The 18,385-nt window shown below is 65.5% G+C and carries 17 protein-coding genes; 9 read left to right on the plus strand and 8 right to left on the minus strand.

Annotation, left to right across the window (positions count from 1 at the left end; translation table 11 throughout):
* Positions 1 to 71: 71 nt before the first annotated feature.
* Positions 72 to 932: a 3-hydroxyacyl-CoA dehydrogenase family protein gene (locus ACAH01_RS06030; RefSeq protein ID WP_170094941.1), complete on the plus strand. Its 861-nt coding sequence runs from the start codon at positions 72 to 74 to the stop codon at positions 930 to 932.
* Positions 933 to 1,096: 164 nt separating this feature from the next.
* The gene (locus ACAH01_RS06035) at positions 1,097 to 2,266 is read left to right on the plus strand and encodes an acyl-CoA dehydrogenase (RefSeq protein ID WP_372480563.1); all 1,170 of its coding nucleotides are present in this window, start codon (positions 1,097 to 1,099) and stop codon (positions 2,264 to 2,266) included.
* Here ACAH01_RS06035 and ACAH01_RS06040 read toward each other — a convergent pair.
* From ACAH01_RS06040 to ACAH01_RS06050, 3 genes are read right to left on the minus strand one after another with little or no spacing between them, the layout of a single operon-like run.
* On the minus strand, positions 2,263 to 2,517 hold the full coding sequence (locus ACAH01_RS06040) for a hypothetical protein (protein ID WP_208626516.1): 255 nt from the start codon (positions 2,515 to 2,517) through the stop codon (positions 2,263 to 2,265). The two genes, ACAH01_RS06035 and ACAH01_RS06040, sit on opposite strands and share 4 nt — an antisense overlap.
* Before the next feature lie 57 nt (positions 2,518 to 2,574).
* Positions 2,575 to 2,862 (minus strand): PadR family transcriptional regulator, encoded by a 288-nt coding sequence (locus ACAH01_RS06045; protein WP_170094938.1) that lies wholly within the window; start codon positions 2,860 to 2,862, stop codon positions 2,575 to 2,577.
* Between the two features lie 4 nt (positions 2,863 to 2,866).
* Positions 2,867 to 4,351 (minus strand): HTTM domain-containing protein, encoded by a 1,485-nt coding sequence (locus tag ACAH01_RS06050; RefSeq protein WP_372480564.1) that lies wholly within the window; start codon positions 4,349 to 4,351, stop codon positions 2,867 to 2,869.
* A 91-nt stretch (positions 4,352 to 4,442) separates the two neighbouring features.
* Between ACAH01_RS06050 and ACAH01_RS06055 the strand changes: the two genes are divergently transcribed.
* Positions 4,443 to 4,718, plus strand: a complete 276-nt coding sequence (locus ACAH01_RS06055; protein ID WP_153553939.1) for a hypothetical protein — start codon at positions 4,443 to 4,445, stop codon at positions 4,716 to 4,718.
* A 17-nt stretch (positions 4,719 to 4,735) separates the two neighbouring features.
* Here ACAH01_RS06055 and ACAH01_RS06060 read toward each other — a convergent pair whose 3' ends face one another.
* The gene (locus ACAH01_RS06060) at positions 4,736 to 4,864 is read right to left on the minus strand and encodes a hypothetical protein (RefSeq protein WP_255317959.1); all 129 of its coding nucleotides are present in this window, start codon (positions 4,862 to 4,864) and stop codon (positions 4,736 to 4,738) included.
* A 119-nt stretch (positions 4,865 to 4,983) separates the two neighbouring features.
* A complete protein-coding gene (locus tag ACAH01_RS06065; protein ID WP_372480565.1) occupies positions 4,984 to 6,198 on the minus strand; it encodes a proteasome-activating nucleotidase in 1,215 nt (404 codons plus the stop codon).
* A 191-nt stretch (positions 6,199 to 6,389) separates the two neighbouring features.
* Between ACAH01_RS06065 and ACAH01_RS06070 the strand changes: the two genes are divergently transcribed.
* From ACAH01_RS06070 to rad50, 4 genes are read left to right on the plus strand one after another with little or no spacing between them, the layout of a single operon-like run.
* Positions 6,390 to 6,668, plus strand: coding sequence for a helix-turn-helix domain-containing protein (locus tag ACAH01_RS06070; protein ID WP_015763848.1), 279 nt, complete (start codon positions 6,390 to 6,392; stop codon positions 6,666 to 6,668).
* A gap of 41 nt (positions 6,669 to 6,709) precedes the next feature.
* Positions 6,710 to 7,063, plus strand: a complete 354-nt coding sequence (locus ACAH01_RS06075; RefSeq protein WP_170094935.1) for a hypothetical protein — start codon at positions 6,710 to 6,712, stop codon at positions 7,061 to 7,063.
* A complete protein-coding gene (mre11, locus tag ACAH01_RS06080) occupies positions 7,060 to 8,358 on the plus strand; it encodes a DNA double-strand break repair protein Mre11 (RefSeq protein WP_372480566.1) in 1,299 nt (432 codons plus the stop codon). Before ACAH01_RS06075 ends, mre11 begins: the two co-directional genes overlap by 4 nt.
* A gap of 31 nt (positions 8,359 to 8,389) precedes the next feature.
* Positions 8,390 to 11,065 carry a DNA double-strand break repair ATPase Rad50 gene (gene rad50 / locus ACAH01_RS06085; protein WP_372480567.1) on the plus strand — a complete coding sequence of 892 codons (2,676 nt, stop codon included), beginning with the start codon at positions 8,390 to 8,392 and terminating at the stop codon, positions 11,063 to 11,065.
* Here the strand turns inward: rad50 and ACAH01_RS06090 are convergent.
* The 3 genes from ACAH01_RS06090 to ACAH01_RS06100 form a co-directional block, all read right to left on the minus strand.
* On the minus strand, positions 11,062 to 11,487 hold the full coding sequence (locus ACAH01_RS06090; RefSeq protein ID WP_372480568.1) for a hypothetical protein: 426 nt from the start codon (positions 11,485 to 11,487) through the stop codon (positions 11,062 to 11,064). The two genes, rad50 and ACAH01_RS06090, sit on opposite strands and share 4 nt — an antisense overlap.
* Before the next feature lie 114 nt (positions 11,488 to 11,601).
* Positions 11,602 to 11,988 carry a hypothetical protein gene (locus ACAH01_RS06095; RefSeq protein ID WP_372480569.1) on the minus strand — a complete coding sequence of 129 codons (387 nt, stop codon included), beginning with the start codon at positions 11,986 to 11,988 and terminating at the stop codon, positions 11,602 to 11,604.
* A 43-nt stretch (positions 11,989 to 12,031) separates the two neighbouring features.
* Positions 12,032 to 12,220 carry a hypothetical protein gene (locus ACAH01_RS06100; protein WP_170094930.1) on the minus strand — a complete coding sequence of 63 codons (189 nt, stop codon included), beginning with the start codon at positions 12,218 to 12,220 and terminating at the stop codon, positions 12,032 to 12,034.
* Positions 12,221 to 12,364: 144 nt separating this feature from the next.
* Between ACAH01_RS06100 and ACAH01_RS06105 the strand changes: the two genes are divergently transcribed.
* Complete coding sequence (locus tag ACAH01_RS06105) at positions 12,365 to 17,719, plus strand: DNA polymerase domain-containing protein (protein WP_372480570.1); 5,355 nt, start codon at positions 12,365 to 12,367, stop codon at positions 17,717 to 17,719.
* 63 nt (positions 17,720 to 17,782) lie between these two features.
* A complete protein-coding gene (locus ACAH01_RS06110; RefSeq protein ID WP_170094928.1) occupies positions 17,783 to 18,367 on the plus strand; it encodes a GNAT family N-acetyltransferase in 585 nt (194 codons plus the stop codon).
* The last annotated feature ends 18 nt before the right edge of the window (positions 18,368 to 18,385 follow it).

Raw genomic sequence — 18,385 nt, forward strand, 5'->3', positions numbered from 1 at the left:
CGACTCGTGGGGGGACGTGTGGCGTGTCACGCGGCACCATATTTACCACGGTAGCGGTCGAACCGTCGCGCATGTCCGATATCGGAGAGATCGAGACGGTCGCCGTCGTCGGTGCTGGCACGATGGGAAGCGGCATCGCACAGGTGGCTGCGACCCACGGCTACGACGTCGTGATGCGCGACGTCGCCGAGGATCTGGTCACCGAGGGGTTCGAAGCGATCGACGACAGCCTCTCGCGCCTCGTCGCGAACGACACGCTCACCGAGTCCGAGAGCACCGCCGTCCGCGAGCGCATCACCGGCACGACCGACCTCGACGACCTCGCGGACGCCGATCTCGTCGTCGAGGCGGTCGTCGAAGACGTGGACGTAAAGCAGTCGGTCTTCTCGGACCTCGACGAGGTGTGTCGCCCCGGAGTCGTGCTCGCGACCAACACCAGCACGATCTCGATCACGACCATCGCGAGCGCGACGAGCCGCCCCGAACACGTCGTCGGCCTCCACTTCATGAACCCCGTGCCACTGATGACGGGGGTCGAGCTCGTCGTCGGCGAGCGCACGGCCGACGCGACGGTCGAAGCCGCTCACGACTTCGCCGCTTCGCTGGACAAGGAGACCTGGGAGTCCGACGACAAACCCGGCTTCGTCACCAACCGGATCCTGATGCCGTGGCTCAACGAGGGCATCCGGGCGTACGACGAAGGCGTCGCCACCAAGGCCGACATCGACCGCGGGATGAAACTCGGGACGAACGTCCCCATGGGTCCACTGGAGCTGGCCGACCACATCGGGCTGGACGTGGTGCTGGACGCCACCGAGACGCTGCACGAACAACTCGGCGACCGCTACCAGCCGGCCTACCTCCTCCGGCGGAAGGTGGAGGCGGGCGACCTCGGGAAGAAGACGGGACAGGGCTTCTACGAGTACGAGTGACTCGGCTCTCCCTTCGGTGAGTCAGGTGCTCCCCGGAGGGGTCGCTGGGCAACACTGATACTGCCGGCTGTCACTTCGTGACGATCTTCGCTACCCGGGGTGGCGAAATCGTTCACAGCTGTACAGCCGGTAGTATGAAGCACCGAGGATCGCAACGTCGGTGTATGGAGTTCGCCCCCACCCAGGAGCAAAAGCAGATCCAGGAGATGGTCGCCGAGTTCGTCGACGAGGAGGTCGTCCCGCGGGCCGCCGAGATCGACGAGACCGACGAGTTCCCACAGGACCTCGTGGACCAGATGGCCGAGCTCGGTCTGATGGGGATGCCGATCCCCGAGGAGTACGGCGGCGCTGCCCTCGACTATCACGCCTACGCGATGGCGCTCGAAGAGATCTCGCGGGGCAGCGGCGGCCTCGGGACCATCGTCGCGGCCCACATCTCGCTGGCCTGCAACATGCTCTACGAGTTCGGCGACGAGGCCCAGAAAGAGGCGTACCTCACGCCGCTTGCGGCAGGCGAGGAGATCGGTGCGTTCGCGCTGTCGGAGGCCGGTGCCGGCAGCGACGTGCCGGCCATGGAGACGACGGCGGAACCGGTCGGCGGCGATCCACACGAGGGCGAAGAACCCGACGAGTACGTCGTGAACGGCGGCAAACTGTGGATCTCGAACGGTTCCGTCGCCGACACGGTCGTCCTCTTCGCCAAGACCGACCCCGAGGCGGGCAACAAGGGAATCTCGTCGTTCGTCGTCCGGCCCGAAGAAGACGATGGCTTCCACGTCGAGGGGACCGAGCACAAACTGGGCGACAAGGGCTGTCCGACGGCGGAACTGCGATTCGACGACATGCACCTGCCCGCAGACCGCCGCCTCGGCGAAGCGGGCCGTGGGTTCGTCCACGCGCTGAAGACGCTCAACGGCGGCCGGATCACGATCGCCGCCCGCGGCGTCGGGATCGCCCAGGCGGCACTGGACGAGGCGCTGGACTACGCCGGCGAGCGCGAGCAGTTCGACCAACCCATCGGCGACTTCCAGGCGATCCAGCACAAGCTCGCGGACATGGACACGAAGACCGAGGCCGCCCGGATGCTGATGCACAAGGCCGCGGACAAGAAGATCCGCGGCGAGAACTTCGTCAAGGAGGCCGCCCAGGCGAAACTCTACGCCTCGGAGGTCTCACGTGAGGTCGCCAACGAGGGCATCCAGATCCACGGCGGCTACGGCTACACGAAGGACTTCCCTGTCGAGCGGTTCTACCGCGACGCCAAGCTCAACGAGATCTACGAGGGGACCAGCGAGGTGCTGCGCAACACCATCGCCGACCAGCTGCTCGACTAAGGGACGGAGAGCAGTCCCTCGACGACGACGGCCCGCGTGAAGTAGAACGGCTTCCCCTCTGCCTGGTGTCGGTTGGCGCTGATCGTCCCCAGACCGAGGAGGAGCGCAGCACCGGCGAGCGCGGCGGCCCCACCGACTGCTTCAGACGACAGACCGCCAGCGGTACCGAAGACGAACACCGCGAGCGTCCCGAGGGCGGCAAACGGGAGGGCGTCCAGACCCGCGTAGAGGGCGGAGCGAGACAGGGTCATGTGGCGACCATCGGCCACCCGTCAGATAGAGATTGTCCTCGACAGAGGCGGGCGGTCTCACCTCTCCGTCTCGCCCAGTTGCTCGCACATCCACTCGTACTGTTCGCGGAGGCGCGCCTCGCCCGCCTCGGTCAGCGAGTACTCGTCGGCGATTCCGGCGGTCTCCTTCTGCAAAAAGCCGCTGTCGACCATCGCCGAGAGGCCGCCGTAGAAGCTCTTGGGGTCGATCCGCTCGTCGTAGTGCCGTTCCAGTCGCGTCTTGAGCGTCTGACCGTTCAGTCCGTCTTCGCCGGCGAGGATGATACAGATGTCCCGGCGGCGACCGCTCTGGAGCCACTTCGTCATGGGTTCACCGAGGCGCGGGCGACACTCGACTGTTGCCCTTCGCGGTCGCGGATCGACACGAGTACGTCCCCAGTTCCTTCCGGCGCTGTGGGTCCGGCCCGTCCAGTCGCGTCGGCTCGGCGACGAACACGAGGCCGACCCGTTCGAGCCCCCGCTCGTGAGTGCGGTTCCAGCGCTGACAGAGGGAGCCAGCGAGGGCTGCCCGGCGCGGTTCGGTGTCTCCGCTCCGGAGTCGGAGCAGGTACTTTCGCCAGCGCGTACTCGGGTACGCGCGTTCGAGATTCGATGGTCGCTCCCAGCTCAGCGGTGCCATCGCGAGCGCGTCGACCTCTCTCCCGGCCGTCGTCGTTCCCGGTGCGACGAACCACCCGTCGACGCCCGGTGGCGCGGGGGCGAACATGTCCCAGGACTGCTCTGGCACGTCGGCGTCGGCGACCGGAGCCACCCCCAGCGTGGCGGCGTTCGAGACGAGCATCGCCGCCAGCACGAGGACGAGTAGCGGCCGTTGGAGCCTGCCGAGTGCGCGCCGAACCGCCGCCGGGATCGTCGCGGCGGCGTGACCTTCGAGACGCGACGCGCTACCGCGATCCCACCCGTCGGGGACGCCGGCCCACACGCGGTCCCAGACGAACGCCGGGAAGAAGGGGAGCAGCGCGGCGATCGAGACCAGCGGAAAGAGGCCGACCCAGACCGTCACCAGCATGCCCGCGTGGCCCGCGACGAACAGCCCGGCGAGCGCCCCACGCGCTCGGCCGGTGAGGCCGACGAGCAGCGGCGACGCCACCAGGAGAGCCAGCCAGCCCCAGCCGAGCAGCGCCGGGAGCAGCGGGACGGGTGCCAGGAGATCGCCCGCGAGGACGGTGTAGTGGTCGAGATCGAAGACGAGCGCCAGCGCCCGTCCGGAGAGCCACGCGTCGCCCCGGAGCTTCACGACCGCGTTGACGGCGTAGACCGCGACGACCTGCCCGAGCACTCCGACGGTCGCCAGCCCGCTCACCGTCTCTCGGGGCGTCGTCTCGGTCGCGTCGACAGACAGCCGCTCACCCAGCGGCAGGAACAGGCCCCAGAACAGCAGCCGCCGCAGGAGCGTGTCGCCGCCGTTGAGCACGAACGGGTTCCGGATCTGGAGCGAGAGCAACAGGGCGAGCGAGAGCAGCGTCGCGAGTCGCGTTCGGTACCCGACCAGCAGCGCCAGCGCCGCGAGACCGGCCGCGAGGAAGAGACAGACCTGCAGCCAGACGCTCCCCGAGAGAGCGTGGACGGACAGCAGGGCGGGCGTCCCGACGACAGCCCGCAGCGTCGACGTGGGGAGGACACCAGCGTCGGTGTAGAAGGCCGCGAGGTGGCGCGCTCGCAGGAGAACGTCGAGGAGCAGTATCGTTCCCAGGGCGATCCGCAGCGCCGCCAGCGCGCGCGTGTCGACGCGAAATCGCTGCTCGAACCACTGTCTGGCGTCGCTGCTGGCACGAGCGACGAGACGACCCCTCACGGGCGGTGGCTCGGCGCTCTGGCCTACAAGCGTTCCGTTCTGGCACGCACCGACCGACAGTTTCGACTACCCCTCGTCCCTAGGGCCGACGATGACAGACGAGGTGGCCGAAGCCGACGGGATCACGGCACGGTATCGCGAGACCGACTCCGAGCGCGTCCTCGAATACGATCGCGACGGACGGACGGCCGCGATCGCTCAGAACACCGACGGGTACGCCATGCTCAAGGTCAGGCCGACCGCCGACGGCGACGAACTCGAACGTTACTACGGCTTCGACATGGCACTGGACCACGCCGCAGAACTCCTCGGTGTCGGTCCCCACGACCTCCCGGTACCGGATGCAGCCGCCGACATGGGGATGTGAACGTCACGACGCCGAGATCACGACAGCAGCGCGTACGGGACGACGAACAGCAACAGGAAGACGACCAGTAGCACGAGCCCGTAGCTGATCGTCGTCGCGACGGCTGCGAGCCAGGGCGGTTCCTCGAACCGATCGAGTGCGTCCATACGGCCCTGTTGACGCCGAGCGAGCAAAGACGTTCCGGCGAACTCGACTCACCGGCAGGAACGTCGTGACGAACCGCGTCGTTCGGCAGTGACTCGCTCCGAAGGAGAAACCGGCAGAATCAGGCGTAGGTCGGCGACACGTCCTGGTCGTCGCTCTCTTCGGACTCGATTTTCTCCCAGGCGTCGGTGAAGTCCTGCATCTGGACTTCGGTGCGATCGTCACGGATGGCGAACATCCCCGCTTCCGTACAGATCGCCTTCACGTCGGCACCCGACGCCTCGTCGATGTCACCGGCGAGTCGCTCGAAGTCCACGTCGTCGGCGACGTTCATGCCGCGGGTGTGGATCTGGAAGATCTGTTTGCGACCCTCGTAGTCGGGCTTGGGGACTTCGATGAGGCGGTCGAAGCGGCCGGGCCGGAGGATCGCGCGGTCGAGCATGTCGAAGCGGTTGGTGGCGGCGATGAGTCGGATCTCGCCGCGTTCGTCGAAGCCGTCCATCTCGCTGAGCAGCTGCATCATCGTCCGCTGGACCTCGGCGTCGCCGGAGGTCTTCGAGTCCGTCCGCTTGGCCGCGATGGCGTCGATCTCGTCGATGAAGACGACGGCGGGCTCCTCGTTGCGCGCGAGTTCGAACAGGTCCCGCACCAGCTTCGACCCCTCGCCGATGAACTTGTGGACCAGCTCGGAGCCGGCCATCTTGATGAACGTGGCGTCGGTCTGGTTGGCGACGGCTTTGGCCAGCATCGTCTTCCCGGTGCCGGGCGGGCCGTGCAGGAGGACGCCGGACGGTGGATCGATGCCCACGTCCTCGAACATCTCGGGGGACTTGAGCGGGAGTTCGACCGTCTCGCGGACCTCTTCCATCTGCTCTTCGATTCCGCCGATGTCGGCGTAGGTCACGTCGGGGCTCTGGTCGACCTGCATCACGCGGGCCCGCACGTCGGTCTCGTCGTCGAGCCGTTTGACGATCGACAGGGAGTTGTTGACGGCGACGCGGGAGTCCGGTTCGAGGCCGTCGCGCATCTCGTCGGTGACCTCGGTCAGGGCCTCCTGGTTGTTGCCGTGTTGCTTGATGACGACGCCCTCGTCGGTCAGCTCCTGGACGGTGGCGACGAACAGCGGCGACTGCTTGAGCTTCTTGTTCTCGTGGGTGAGCCGTTCGAGCTTCTGCTGGTACTTGTTGTTCTCGGCGTTGGCGTCCAGCAGCTTGTCGCGCATCTCCTCGTTTTGATCCTCCAGCACTTCGAGACGCTCCTGTAACGCCTCGATTTTCTCCTGCTGGGACGCGTCGTCGTCGTACGGCAGATCGACCTCGTCGACGGTGTCGGTCATTACCACTCGCTAGCGGGTCAGCCATTATGAGGCTTCGGGTCGGGTCAGGTTCTGACTCCACCGGTTCTGGACCGTCTCGCGCCGAATATCTGGCGTCTCAGGTGTTTCGACCCTCGCGACCGATAGATTACCTCAAGTAATTAAATGGAACAGTAAATATTATCACTCTGTATTTCCAACGGTGGGATAAGATGAGCACGTCAGAACTCGATCGACCCGGTGGTGCATCGGAGCCAACGACCGTCGAGTGGGACGCGGTCCGCGAACTCCCGCCGAGTGCCAAACTCGTCGCGAAGGTCCTGGAGTACAACGGAACGCTCACCCAGAGCCAACTCTCCGAGGAGACGCTGTTGCCCGCACGGACCGTCCGCTACGCGCTCAACCGCCTCGAAGAGGCGGGGGCCGTCGACTCCCGGTTCTCCTTCGCGGACGCACGGAAGCGCATCTACACCCTGACCGTCGAGCAGTAGCGCGCCACAGCCTTTTGTGTGAACGCGCCACAGCCCGCCTCGTGACCGACGAAGCGACAGTCAAGGCGCGGCTTCGTGCGCTCGCAGACACCGACGACACCGACCGCTCGGACGCGACGCCGACCGCCCTCCAGGCCGAGCACAGGGAGACGATCGAACGGGCGACCGACGCACTCGACGATCTGGCGGCGGCCGCGGCCTTCGTCGACGACGGCGGACTGGCGGACCTCGAACGAGCCGTCGAGGCGGCCGAGGAGTCGGTCAGCGCCGCCAGCCAGCGCGGACGCGAGACACTCGCTGCGTACCGGCGGTACCGGGCCGCTGCGTCCGGCGATCAGTTTCACCCCGGTCGCGGAACCTCTTTAGGCGACGGTGCCAAAGTCGAGAGCAGATGACGCGGGTCATACACACCGGCGACACCCACATCGGGTACCAGCAGTACCACGTGCCCGAGCGCCGGGACGACTTCCTGGACGCGTTCCGACAGGTCGTCGACGACGCGATCGGTTCGGGGGCCGACGCCGTCGTCCACGCTGGCGACCTGTTTCACGACCGGCGACCGACGCTCACGGACGTGCTCGGAACGCTGGACGTACTGGAGCGACTCGACGACGCCGACATCCCGTTTCTGGCCGTCGTCGGCAACCACGAGGCAAAGCGCGACGCCCAGTGGCTCGACCTCTACGAGTCGCTGGGGCTGGCGACGCGTCTCGACGACGAACCGCGCGTGATCGGAGACACGGCCTTCTACGGCCTCGACTACGTCCCGCGCTCACAGCGCGACGCACTCGACTACGACTTTGCGTCCCACGACGCCGACCACGCCGCGCTGGTCAGTCACGGCCAGTTCCAGCCGTTCGACTACGGCACCTGGGACGCGACGGCCATCGTCGACGAGGCCACCGTCGACTTCGACGCGCTCCTGCTGGGCGACGAACACACGCCCGGCACGAAGCAGGTCGACGAGACGTGGCTCACCTACTGTGGGTCGACCGAGCGTGCCAGCGCGGACGAGCGCGACGAACGAGGGTACAACATCGTCACGTTCGACGGCGACGTGACCATCACGCGCCGGGGGCTCGACACCCGCGAGTTCGTCTTCGTCGAGGTCGAGCTGGCCGGCGACGAGGGGCTCGAACACGTCCGTGAGCGCGTCGGCGAGTACGATCTGACCGACGCGGTCGTGATCGTCCACGTCGACGGCGAGGGCGAGCCGATCACGCCGGCCGGCATCGAGGAGTTCGCGCTCGAACGGGGAGCGCTGGTCGCGCGCGTCACCGACCACCGGGAGTTCGCCGACGAACGCGAGGTGGAGGTGAGCTTCGCCGACCCCGACGAGGCCGTCCACGAGCGCGTGCGGGAACTCGGTCTGAGCGAAGCAGCCCGAGACATCGACGAGACGATTCGCGCCTCGAAGGTCCCCGACTCGAACGTCGCCGACACCGTCGAAGAGCGCGTTGCCGACCTCGTCGAAGCGGGCGATCTGGCGGTCTTCGACGGAGCCGACGCCGAGAGCGCGCACCCGGAGACCGAAGCCGACGGCGGCCACGCGCCGACCGACGACCGCAGTTCCGCGTCGGTCGGAGACCAGCCAGCCGACGACGCCGCGGCGGACGAGACAGCCGACGCCGCTGGCGAGCCGGGGTCAGAGGACCCGGAGGACCAGTCGACGATGGAGGAGTACCTGTGAGAGACGACACTGTCCCCCGAGAGGTGGTCCGATGAGGATCTCTCGGGTCCGGATGGAGAACTTCAAGTGTTACGGCGAGGCCGACCTGCGACTCGACCGCGGCGTGACGATCATCCACGGCCTCAACGGCAGCGGAAAGTCCTCGCTGCTGGAGGCCTGTTTCTTCGCGCTCTACGGGACCAAGGCCCTCGACGAGAACCTCGACGAGATCGTCTCGATCGGGGCCGACGACGCGACCGTCGAGCTGTGGTTCACCCACGGCGGCGGCGACTTCCACATCGAGCGCCGCGTCCGGGCGACGGGCGAGCGAGCGACGACCGCCAAGTGCGTCCTCGAAACGCCGGGGGGGAGCTTCGACGGCGCTCGCGCCGTCCGCCGCCGCGTCACCGAACTCCTCCGGATGGACAGCGAGGCGTTCGTCAACTGCGCGTACGTCAGGCAGGGCGAGGTCAACAAGCTGATCAACGCCTCGCCGGGCCAGCGCCAGGACATGCTCGACGACCTCCTCCAGCTCGGGAAGCTAGAGGAGTACCGCGAGCGGGCAAGCGACGCCCGCGTCGGGATCGGCCGCGTCCGCGACGACAAACAGGGCGCGCTGGGCCAGCTCGAAGAGCAGATCGCCGAGAAGGAGGAGCGTGACCTCTACGATCGCCTCAACGAACTCCGGAGCCAGATCGCCGAGACCAGCGAGGAGATCGAACGCATCGAAGGCCAGCGCGAGCGGGCAGTCCAGACCCGCGACGACGCCCAGTCGATCATCGACGACTACGAGGAGAAACAGGCCGAACTCGACGAACTCGAAGCCGAGATCGACGAGCTCCGAGAGACGATCGCAGAGACCGAACGGGAGCGAGACGAGATCGACGAGCGGATCCGGGACCGAAAGGAGACGCTGAGCGAGCGCGAGACGGAACTGCGCGAGGCCGTCGCCGAGAGCGACCTCGACAGCGCCGACTCCGACGCCGTCGCCGAGCGGATCGACGAACTGACCGCCCGCGACGACGAGCTGCGAGACCGGATCGAAGCCCAGCGGGTCGCGGCCTCGGAACGCGGCAGCGAGGCCGAATCGCTGCGCGAGAGCGCCGCGACTCTCGACGAGCGGGCCACGGAGAAACGCGAGGAGGCCGAGCGACTCGAAGCCGAGGTGGCCGACACCCGCGCGGACGTACGGGAACGGCGCGACCAGCTCGACGAGATCGACGCACGAATCGAGACACTCGCGGCCCGCTTCGAGGACGCACCGGTGGATCGGGACGGCGTCGAAGACCACCGCGACGAGGTCGCGTCGACGCTCGAAGACGCACGCCAGCGGGTCACGGAACTGGAGACGACGCTCGAAGCCGAACGCGAGCGCGTCGCCGAGGCCCAGCAGCTTCTCGACGCTGGGAAGTGTCCCGAGTGCGGGCAGGACGTGGCAGATTCCCCCCACGTCGAGGAGATCGACGAACGGCGCGACCGCATCGAGGAACACGAGCGTGACCTCGAAGCGGCCCGAGAGGCGGTGACGACCCGCGAGGAGCGACTCGAACGAGCCGAGCAACTCGTCGAGACGGCCGCCGAGATCGAGACCCTGGAGACGAGACGCGACGACGTTACACGCTTGATCGAGGACCGCGAGGCGGGGCTCGACGAGGAGGCAGACCGGATCGACGAGCTCCGGGCCGACGCCGAGGCGTTGGCGTCGGAGGCCGACGAGAAGCGCGAGGCGGCCACCGAGGCCGAGCAAGCGGCCAAGGAGTGTCGCGACGTCGTCGCCGACTGCAATCAGCAGCGCCAGGAGTGCAAGACGGAGCTGGAACGGCTCGAACGCATCGAGACGCTGCTCGCGGCGGTCGAGGAGTGCGAAGACGACCTCGAACGACTGCGCGAGCAGCGCCAGCAGAAAGACGAGATCAACGACGAGCGCCGCGAGCGACTCGCCGACAAGCGAGAGCGCACGTCCACTCTCGAAGCGGAGTTCGACGACGCGAACGTCGAGGAGGCCCGCGCGGAACGCGAGCGGGCGACGGAGTACATCCAGCAGGCAGACGAGAAGCTCGACGAACTCCGGGCCGAACGCGACGACTTGCAGGCGAGCGCCGGAGCCGTCGAAAACGAGATCGAAGCCCTGGAGGAGCTCCGTGAGCGCCGCGACGAACTGGCGGCGACCGTCGAGAAGCTCGCGACGCTGTACGAGGAGGCCGAGGAGCTGGAGTCGATGTACGGCACCGTCCGCGCCGAGCTGCGCCAGCGCAACGTCGAGACGCTCGAACGGATGCTCAACGACGTGTTCGATCTGGTCTACCAGAACGACTCGTACTCTCACATCGAACTCGACGGGGAGTACCAGCTGACGGTGTACCAGAAAGACGGCGAGGCGCTCGATCCCGAGCAGCTCTCCGGGGGCGAGCGCGCGCTGTTCAACCTCAGCCTCCGGTGTGCGATCTACCGACTGCTGGCCGAGGGAATCGAGGGGGCTGCGCCGATGCCGCCGCTGATCCTCGACGAGCCGACCGTCTTTCTCGACTCCGGGCACGTCTCACAGCTGCTCGGCCTGATCGAGTTCATGCGTGACGACGTGGGCGTCGAGCAGATTGTCGTCGTCAGCCACGACGAGGAACTCGTCGGCGCGGCCGACGCGCTGGTCCGCGTCGAGAAGGACTCGACGACCAACCGCTCGACGGCACAGCGAGTCGAGGCGGGCGTCGTCGCGGACGCCGCGGACTAGTCGCCCCGCAGCGTCGCCAGTGCCTCGCTGGCGACCGCAGTGGTGTCGTACCCCCGGCCGCCCGGAACCTCCGCCTCCGTGATCAGCCCGGCAGCGCGAAACTCCGCCAGCAGGCCGTGGAGATCGCTCTCGCACAGCTCGTACCGGTCCAGGAGGACGCGCACGTCCGTCGGACCGCGCGCTTCGAGTGCCACCAACAGCCCCAGCGCGCGGTCGTCGTGTGTGGCGGTCACGACTCGACGGAGCGGCTCGGACACCGCAGTTGCCGCCGTCGAGAGCGGGCTCGTCTCCGTCACCGGTTCGAGAGCGTCGTTCGGGAGGTGGTGCTCCTCGCCGGTCGCCGGATCGCGGACGAGACTCGACTCGCTGGACTGCTTGACCAGCAGATACCGATCGCCGTCCCGGTCTTCCACAGTTCGCATCGGTCGCCGTTCGGTCGGAACGCGTGTAGGTGTTGTGTTGTTTCCAGACCGAGCAGTCCGAGCGCAGTGTCGGTCGTCAAATCGCGTGGGCGAACACCGCCGACGGCGACGGTCTCACCGAGCGTCTTCCGGCCGGTCCCGGCGGAAGCCGTAGTACCTGACGAGCCCGTACACGAGCGCCAGCGCGCCGACGGCGAAAATCTGGAGGCCCCGGTCCCAGTCGCCCAGAAAGTACCCGAACATCGGGCCGACGGCGAGGCCGAAGACAGCGACGTTGAACACCAACACCAGTTTCCAGAACAGGCGAATGCTCTCGACGTCGGCGTCGGCCGCGCCCGGTTCCGGCGGTTCGGGAATCTCCGGCCCCATCGATTCCGGGTCGGTCTCTGTCCCGGGGGCGGTCGGCACTCCCGGACCGATCTGTTCGGGGTCGGGACCGTCGACCGATGGGGGCGTCGGCCCCTCATCCGCGGCGCTATCGTCGGGCTCGTCGCTGCTCACGTCCGGGTTTTCATGCCACCGGGCAAAAGCAGTTCGCCCTGGCTTACAGACGCTCGGTCAGTGCGACGGCCGAATCTGTCTGGAGCCAGGCCAGCGGGTTCTCGGCGTCGTAGAACACTGTCCCCTCGTCGGTCTCGTAGGTCTCGGTCGTCTCTACTGCCGACGGTAGTCCGGGTTCGGAGCGTCGTTCCTCCGTGCTGTCCCGCTCGTCTGCGTGTGCGTTGTCCGACATGGGGACTCGAACGTAGGTATGTTATGAGTTACCATATACCTTCTGGCCGCGACCATACTTTCGTCTTGCGATTCGAGCGACACGTTGGGCCCTGGATCGCCGACCGCCGTAGTTTTTATCGGGCATCCCGAACGACGCCACATCATGAGCGAGCAGGGCCAGCAGGACCTCGGCGCGTTCGTCGACAGCGACGACTCTGACGACGAACGCGACGTCGCCGAAGAGGCCGCTGCGGTCGCGGGCACGACCGCCTCGACCGCCGACGTGGTCGACGCCAGCGAGCGACTCTTCGAGGACGTCGAGGAGACGGTTTCGATGGCCGTCACCCAGATCGACTACACCATCGAGGGGCGCGGCGACGACGAGTACCCGGTCATCCACGTCTTCGGCCGGACAGAAGACGAGGACGCCGTCCACGCCCGCATCTACGACTTTCGACCGTACTTCTACGCGCCCGCAGACAACGTCTCCGAGGAGCGGCTGCGAGGCTACGACAGCATCACCGGCTGGGAGGAGACCGACGCAGACGGCGATCCCTACGAGTCGATCCGGGGCGAGCGCCTCGTCAAGATCTTCGGTCGGACGCCCCGCGACGTGGGACAGATCCGCGACGAGTTCGACCACTACGAGGCCGACATCCTCTTTCCCAACCGGTTTCTCATCGACAAGGGCCTGACCAGCGGCATCGAAGTCCCGCGCAGAGAGGACGACGACGGCAGTCTCAAGGTCCACCACGCGGAGGTCGCGCCAGCGAACGTGCAGGCGACACCGCGGGTCAACGTCTTCGACATCGAGGTCGACGACCGCTCGGGGTTCCCCGAAGACGGCGAGGAGCCGATCGTCTGCCTGACGAGCCACGACTCCTACCGCGACGAGTACGTCCTCTGGCTGTACGAAGCCCCGGACGGCGTCGCGGGGCCAGACTCTCTCCCCGACTACGAGCCCATCGAGGGGGCGATCGACGTGGACGTTCGGCGCTTCACCGAGGAGGAGGCGATGCTGGAGTCGTTCGTCGACTACGTCGAGACGACGAACCCGGACATCCTCAGCGGCTGGAACTTCGACGACTTCGACGCGCCGTACTTCCTCGACCGACTGGAGGAACTCCAGGGCCCACACCACGACTACGACCTGCGTATCGACCGGCTCTCGCGGGTCGACGAGGTCTGGCGCTCGGGCTGGGGCGGCCCCGACATCAAGGGGCGGGTCGTCTTCGACCTCCTCTATGCCTACCAGCGGACCCAGTTCAGCGAACTCGACTCCTACCGGCTCGACGCGGTCGGCGAGGAGGAACTGGGCGTCGGCAAGGAACGCTATCCCGGCGACATCGGCGACCTCTGGGAGGACGACCCCGAACGCCTGCTGGAGTACAACCTCCGGGACGTGGAGTTGTGTGTCGAACTCGACCGCGACCAGGACATCGTCGCCTTCTGGGACGAGGTCCGGACCTTCGTCGGCTGTAAGCTCGAAGACGCGACGACGCCCGGCGACGCCGTCGACATGTACGTCCTCCACAAGCTCCACGGCGAGTACGCACTCCCCTCCAAGGGCCAACAGGAGAGCGAGGACTACGAGGGTGGGGCCGTCTTCGATCCGATCACCGGCGTCAGAGAGAACGTGACGGTGCTTGACCTGAAGTCGCTGTATCCGATGTGCATGGTGACGACCAACGCGAGCCCGGAGACGAAGGTCGATCCCGAATCCTACGACGGCGAGACCTACCGAGCACCGAACGGGACCCACTTCCGGAAGGAACCGGACGGAGCCATCCGGGAGATGGTCGACGAACTCCTGTCAGAACGCGAGGAGAAAAAGTCACTGCGAAACGACCACGACCCCGACGAGGACGCCTACGAGCGCTACGACCGGCAGCAAGCAGCTGTCAAGGTGATTATGAACTGCTTCACGCCGGATACGGAGGTCGTCACACCTGACGGCGTGCGCGACATCACCGACCTCGAAATCGGCGACGAAGTGTATTCACTTGATCCCGAGACGCTGCGCCTGGAGGTCAAGCCGGTCGTCGAGACCCACGATTACCCAGACTATCGGGGCGACCTCGTCGACATCGAGACGAGCAAGATCGACTTCCGGGTGACGCCGAACCACCGAATGCTCGTTCGGAAGAACGAGACCAACGGCATCACCGAAGACGAGTACCAGTTCGTCGAAGCGGGCAACCTCGATCGAGCGACGAACTACGAACTGCCACACGACTGGGACGGTCCCGACGGTGAGCGGCTCAACGAGGTGGATCTCGTCGACATCCTTGAGGGTGCGTTCGAGGTGTGGTGTGACAACGACGACCACGGGCATACTCTTGCCGCAGAGGTTGGGTACCGTCCGGACAAGATGCAAAAGCAGGGTGAAGACAGGACTGGCTACGTGTTTGACGCCGAGTCGTTCCGGGAGCACCGTGCGTATCTTGATGAGAGCTGTTCAGGGTTCTACGTCCACTCTGAGCGCGGTCGCAAGTGGATTCCGCGGTTTTACGACGGTGACGACTTCCTCGAACTGCTGGCGTGGTACATCACCGAAGGGAGCGTCTACACATCTGCGGATAAGCAGTTTGGTGACCATTTCCGAGGTAGTTCAACAACGGTGAACATTGCACAGGATGCGGTCCCGGACGGAGGATCTGGTGACGACCACACACGGATAGGCAGCCTCCTCGACGGCATGGGGTTCGACGCGTACGTCGACGAGAAAGGGTACCAGTTCACTTCGAAACTGCTTGGTGACCTCTTCGAACGGCTCTGTGGCAGCGACAGCTTCGAGAAGCGGATTCCCGAGTTCGTGTTCGAAACGAGCCAAGCACAGAAACGGGCCTTCCTTGAGACGCTTATCGCTGGCGACGGGGACTGGCAGACCAACAGTTGGCGCTACAGCACTGCGAGTGAACGGCTCCGCGACGATGTCTTGCGACTCTGTGCCCATCTCGGACTCACCGCCAGCTACAATGAAGACAGTGGAACGTACCGTATCTACGTCACCGAAGACAGCAAGAACACGGTCCGGATGCACCGGAGTGGCGGTGAAAGCACGGCTGAAAACGGTGTTCACTGTGTCACAGTTGAGGACAACCACACTCTGCTCGCCGGGCGGAACGGGAAATTCCAGTTCGTCGGTCAGTCGCTCTACGGTGTCCTCGGATGGGATCGGTTCCGTCTATACGACAAGGAGATGGGGGCGGCCGTCACTGCGACCGGTCGTGAGGTGATCGATTACACCGACGAAGTCGTCGCCAACGAGGGCTATGAGGTGGTCTACGGGGATAGCGTTACAGGGAACCGGCCGATCGTCGTCCGCGACCCTGCCGGCCAGATTCGGATACAACCCATCGCAGAGCTGTTCGACCGTGCGGATAGTGCCGTCGAGGAGCGGCCGGCACTGGTACATGATGGGGGTACAGCTTCCAGTAGTGGGATGTCGAAGGACCGACGGCCGCTGTCGGGCTGGGAGGCACTCTCGGTCGATGACGACGGTGCGACTGAGTGGCGACGGATAACACAGGTTATCCGCCACGAGACAGACAAAGACGTTGTCACGCTCCAGCACAAGTTCGGCGAGTCGACCACGACGAGGGATCACTCCTACGTCGTGGAGGAAGACGGAACTCTTGTTGAGCGGACTCCGAACGATGTCACGGAACCGCTCCGGGTTGACGATATCCCCAGCGTCGACAGTATCGAGTCGGTCGATATTTACGAGGTGCTGGAGGGGTATTCGCGTACGTACACCGACGGCCGGAGCGTTGGCTCCGAGCACGCGGTCGAGAAGACAAAGCAGATACACACGGATGGGGAGTGGGTCTGGTTCGGCCACAGCCATCACGACGAAATCGATAAATACCCGAAAGTCAAGCGGCACGTCGACCTCCAAAGCGAAGACGGGCGTGCACTCGTTCGGCTCCTCGCTGCGTACGTTTCGGAGGGGAGCTCCTCCACGGCTGAAACGACTGCCAGTCGCTTCGGAGCCAGTATCTGTGAGTCGCGACGGGAGTGGTTAGAACAGTTACAGACGGACTACCACCGATTGTTCGCTGACACGGAAGCCAGTATCATCGCGAGCGATGCGGGAGACCGACGGACGGTCGAGTACGAGACTGGTGCCGGTGGGGCGTCTGCGACGTATGACGATGAGACGAAGAAACTACAGATGATGAACGAGTTGGCGGCCGTCTTCTTCCGTGAGTTCGCAGGACAAACGTCGCGTGGCAAGCAAATCCCATCGTTCGTATTCCATCTGCCAGAGGACCTGCAATCGTTGTTCCTCGACGTACTGGTAGAAGGTGACGGATCACGGGAGTTCCCACGCTACTCGGACGCCTACAGCGAGCGGAACTTCGACTTCGAGACGACGAGCCGTCGACTGGCTGGTGGACTCTCGATGTTGCTCACTCAGCGCGGAGAGAAACACTCGCTAAAATATCGTGATGCCAAGGACAGCTACACGATCCGAACGTGTGACTACTATCGATCTGGCCGTGACCCAGTCGTCTCGGAGACGAACTACGATGGATACGTGTACGATCTGAGTGTCGAAGAAAACGAGAACTTCGTCGATGCGGTGGGCGGTATCGTACTTCACAACACCGACTCTGTCATGCTACAGGTCGGAGACATCGGCCCGGACGACGTCGAAGGCGACGTTGTGGTCACCGACGAGATGCGGGCAAAACACCCCGAGATGGACGACGGCGAACTGGAGACCGTCGCGGCGACGATCCAGAAGGGGTTCGAACTCGAAGAGACGATCAACGAGGCCTACGACGATTTTGCCCTCGAAGAACTCAACGCACAGTTCCACCGCTTCCAGATCGAGTTCGAGAAGCTCTATCGGCGGTTCTTCCAGGCCGGCAAGAAGAAGCGCTACGCCGGCCACATCGTCTGGAAGGAGGGCAAGGACGTCGACGACATCGACATCACGGGCTTCGAGTACCAGCGCTCGGACATCGCCCCGATCACCAAACGCGTCCAGAAGGAGGTCATCGACATGATCGTCCACGGCGAGGACGCCGACACGATCAAGGAGTACGTCCACGACGTGATCGAGGACTACCAGGCCGGCAACGTCGATCCGGAGGACGTGGGTATCCCCGGCGGCATCGGTCAGAAGCTCGACAACTACGACACCGACACGGCCCAGGTGCGTGGGGCGAAGTACGCCAACATGCTGCTGGGGACGAACTTCCAGAGCGGGTCGAAACCCAAACGGCTCTACCTGAATCGAGTTCACGACGACTTCTTCCAGCGGATCGAGGCCGAGAAGGGACTCGACCCCTCGGAGGATCCGCTGTACGGCGAGTTCCGCCGCGATCCGGACGTGATCTGTTTCGAGTTCGCCGACCAGATTCCCGAGGAGTTCGAGGTCGACTGGGAGAAGATGCTCGACAAGACGCTGAAGGGTCCGATCGCCCGCATCCTCGAAGCGATGGGCATCTCGTGGGACGAAGTCAAGTCCGGCCAGGAACAGACCGGCCTCGGCCAGTTCATGTAGACCGGCGGGCGTTCCGACACGGGTGACCGTATCCTTTTCACTCGGGCCGGCCTAGAGTCGAGCATGTACGTCCGGGACGCCAAAAACCGAGAAGAGGTCTGGTTGCTGGATCACATCGAGGAGATGGGGCTCGACGCGAGTGCGTTTCGGTCCCGCGACTACGTCATCGCGATCGACGAGGCAGACAACGAGAAGGCCGGCTTCGGCCGCATCCGGATCCACAGGACCGACGACGCGGAGATCTGCGAGCTGACGAGCATCGGCGTCCTCGACCGCTGGCGCGGCCAGGGCGTCGGCGCACACGTCATCGAACGGCTCGTCGAGTACGCCGGCGATCAGGGCTTCGACGAGGTGTACTCGTTGACCGACGAAGCCGACTACCTCCAGCAGTTCGGCTTCGAGCGCATCGAGGTGGCCCAGCTACCGGAGAAACTCCGCGAGCGACTGACGACCAAACAGGAGAACATCCAGCCCGACGCGGTGCCGGTCCGGCTAGTCGTCGACCGCTTCGAGTTGCCCCAGCGCTTCCGCGATGCGTTCAAGGAGGCCGCCGCCGGTGCCGACGAGGAGGCGGAACCGGAGGAAGGGCCGGAGGACTTCGGGATCGACCCGGACGAGGCGACCTACAAGTACGACACTGGGCGGTAGCGTCGGCTCGGTCGGGGC

Origin of the sequence: Halomicrobium sp. HM KBTZ05 (assembly GCF_041530035.1) — an archaeon.
GTDB lineage: Archaea > Halobacteriota > Halobacteria > Halobacteriales > Haloarculaceae > Halomicrobium.

Coding starts and splice junctions, on each gene's coding strand:
- ACAH01_RS06030 (WP_170094941.1), top strand. CDS start 72: ATGTCCGATATCGGAGAGATCGAGACGGTCGCCGTCGTCGGTGCTGGC.
- ACAH01_RS06035 (WP_372480563.1), top strand. CDS start 1,097: ATGGAGTTCGCCCCCACCCAGGAGCAAAAGCAGATCCAGGAGATGGTC.
- ACAH01_RS06040 (WP_208626516.1), bottom strand. CDS start 2,517: ATGACCCTGTCTCGCTCCGCCCTCTACGCGGGTCTGGACGCCCTCCCG.
- ACAH01_RS06045 (WP_170094938.1), bottom strand. CDS start 2,862: ATGACGAAGTGGCTCCAGAGCGGTCGCCGCCGGGACATCTGTATCATC.
- ACAH01_RS06055 (WP_153553939.1), top strand. CDS start 4,443: ATGACAGACGAGGTGGCCGAAGCCGACGGGATCACGGCACGGTATCGC.
- ACAH01_RS06060 (WP_255317959.1), bottom strand. CDS start 4,864: ATGGACGCACTCGATCGGTTCGAGGAACCGCCCTGGCTCGCAGCCGTC.
- ACAH01_RS06065 (WP_372480565.1), bottom strand. CDS start 6,198: ATGACCGACACCGTCGACGAGGTCGATCTGCCGTACGACGACGACGCG.
- ACAH01_RS06070 (WP_015763848.1), top strand. CDS start 6,390: ATGAGCACGTCAGAACTCGATCGACCCGGTGGTGCATCGGAGCCAACG.
- mre11 (WP_372480566.1), top strand. CDS start 7,060: ATGACGCGGGTCATACACACCGGCGACACCCACATCGGGTACCAGCAG.
- rad50 (WP_372480567.1), top strand. CDS start 8,390: ATGAGGATCTCTCGGGTCCGGATGGAGAACTTCAAGTGTTACGGCGAG.
- ACAH01_RS06090 (WP_372480568.1), bottom strand. CDS start 11,487: ATGCGAACTGTGGAAGACCGGGACGGCGATCGGTATCTGCTGGTCAAG.
- ACAH01_RS06100 (WP_170094930.1), bottom strand. CDS start 12,220: ATGTCGGACAACGCACACGCAGACGAGCGGGACAGCACGGAGGAACGA.
- ACAH01_RS06105 (WP_372480570.1), top strand. CDS start 12,365: ATGAGCGAGCAGGGCCAGCAGGACCTCGGCGCGTTCGTCGACAGCGAC.
- ACAH01_RS06110 (WP_170094928.1), top strand. CDS start 17,783: ATGTACGTCCGGGACGCCAAAAACCGAGAAGAGGTCTGGTTGCTGGAT.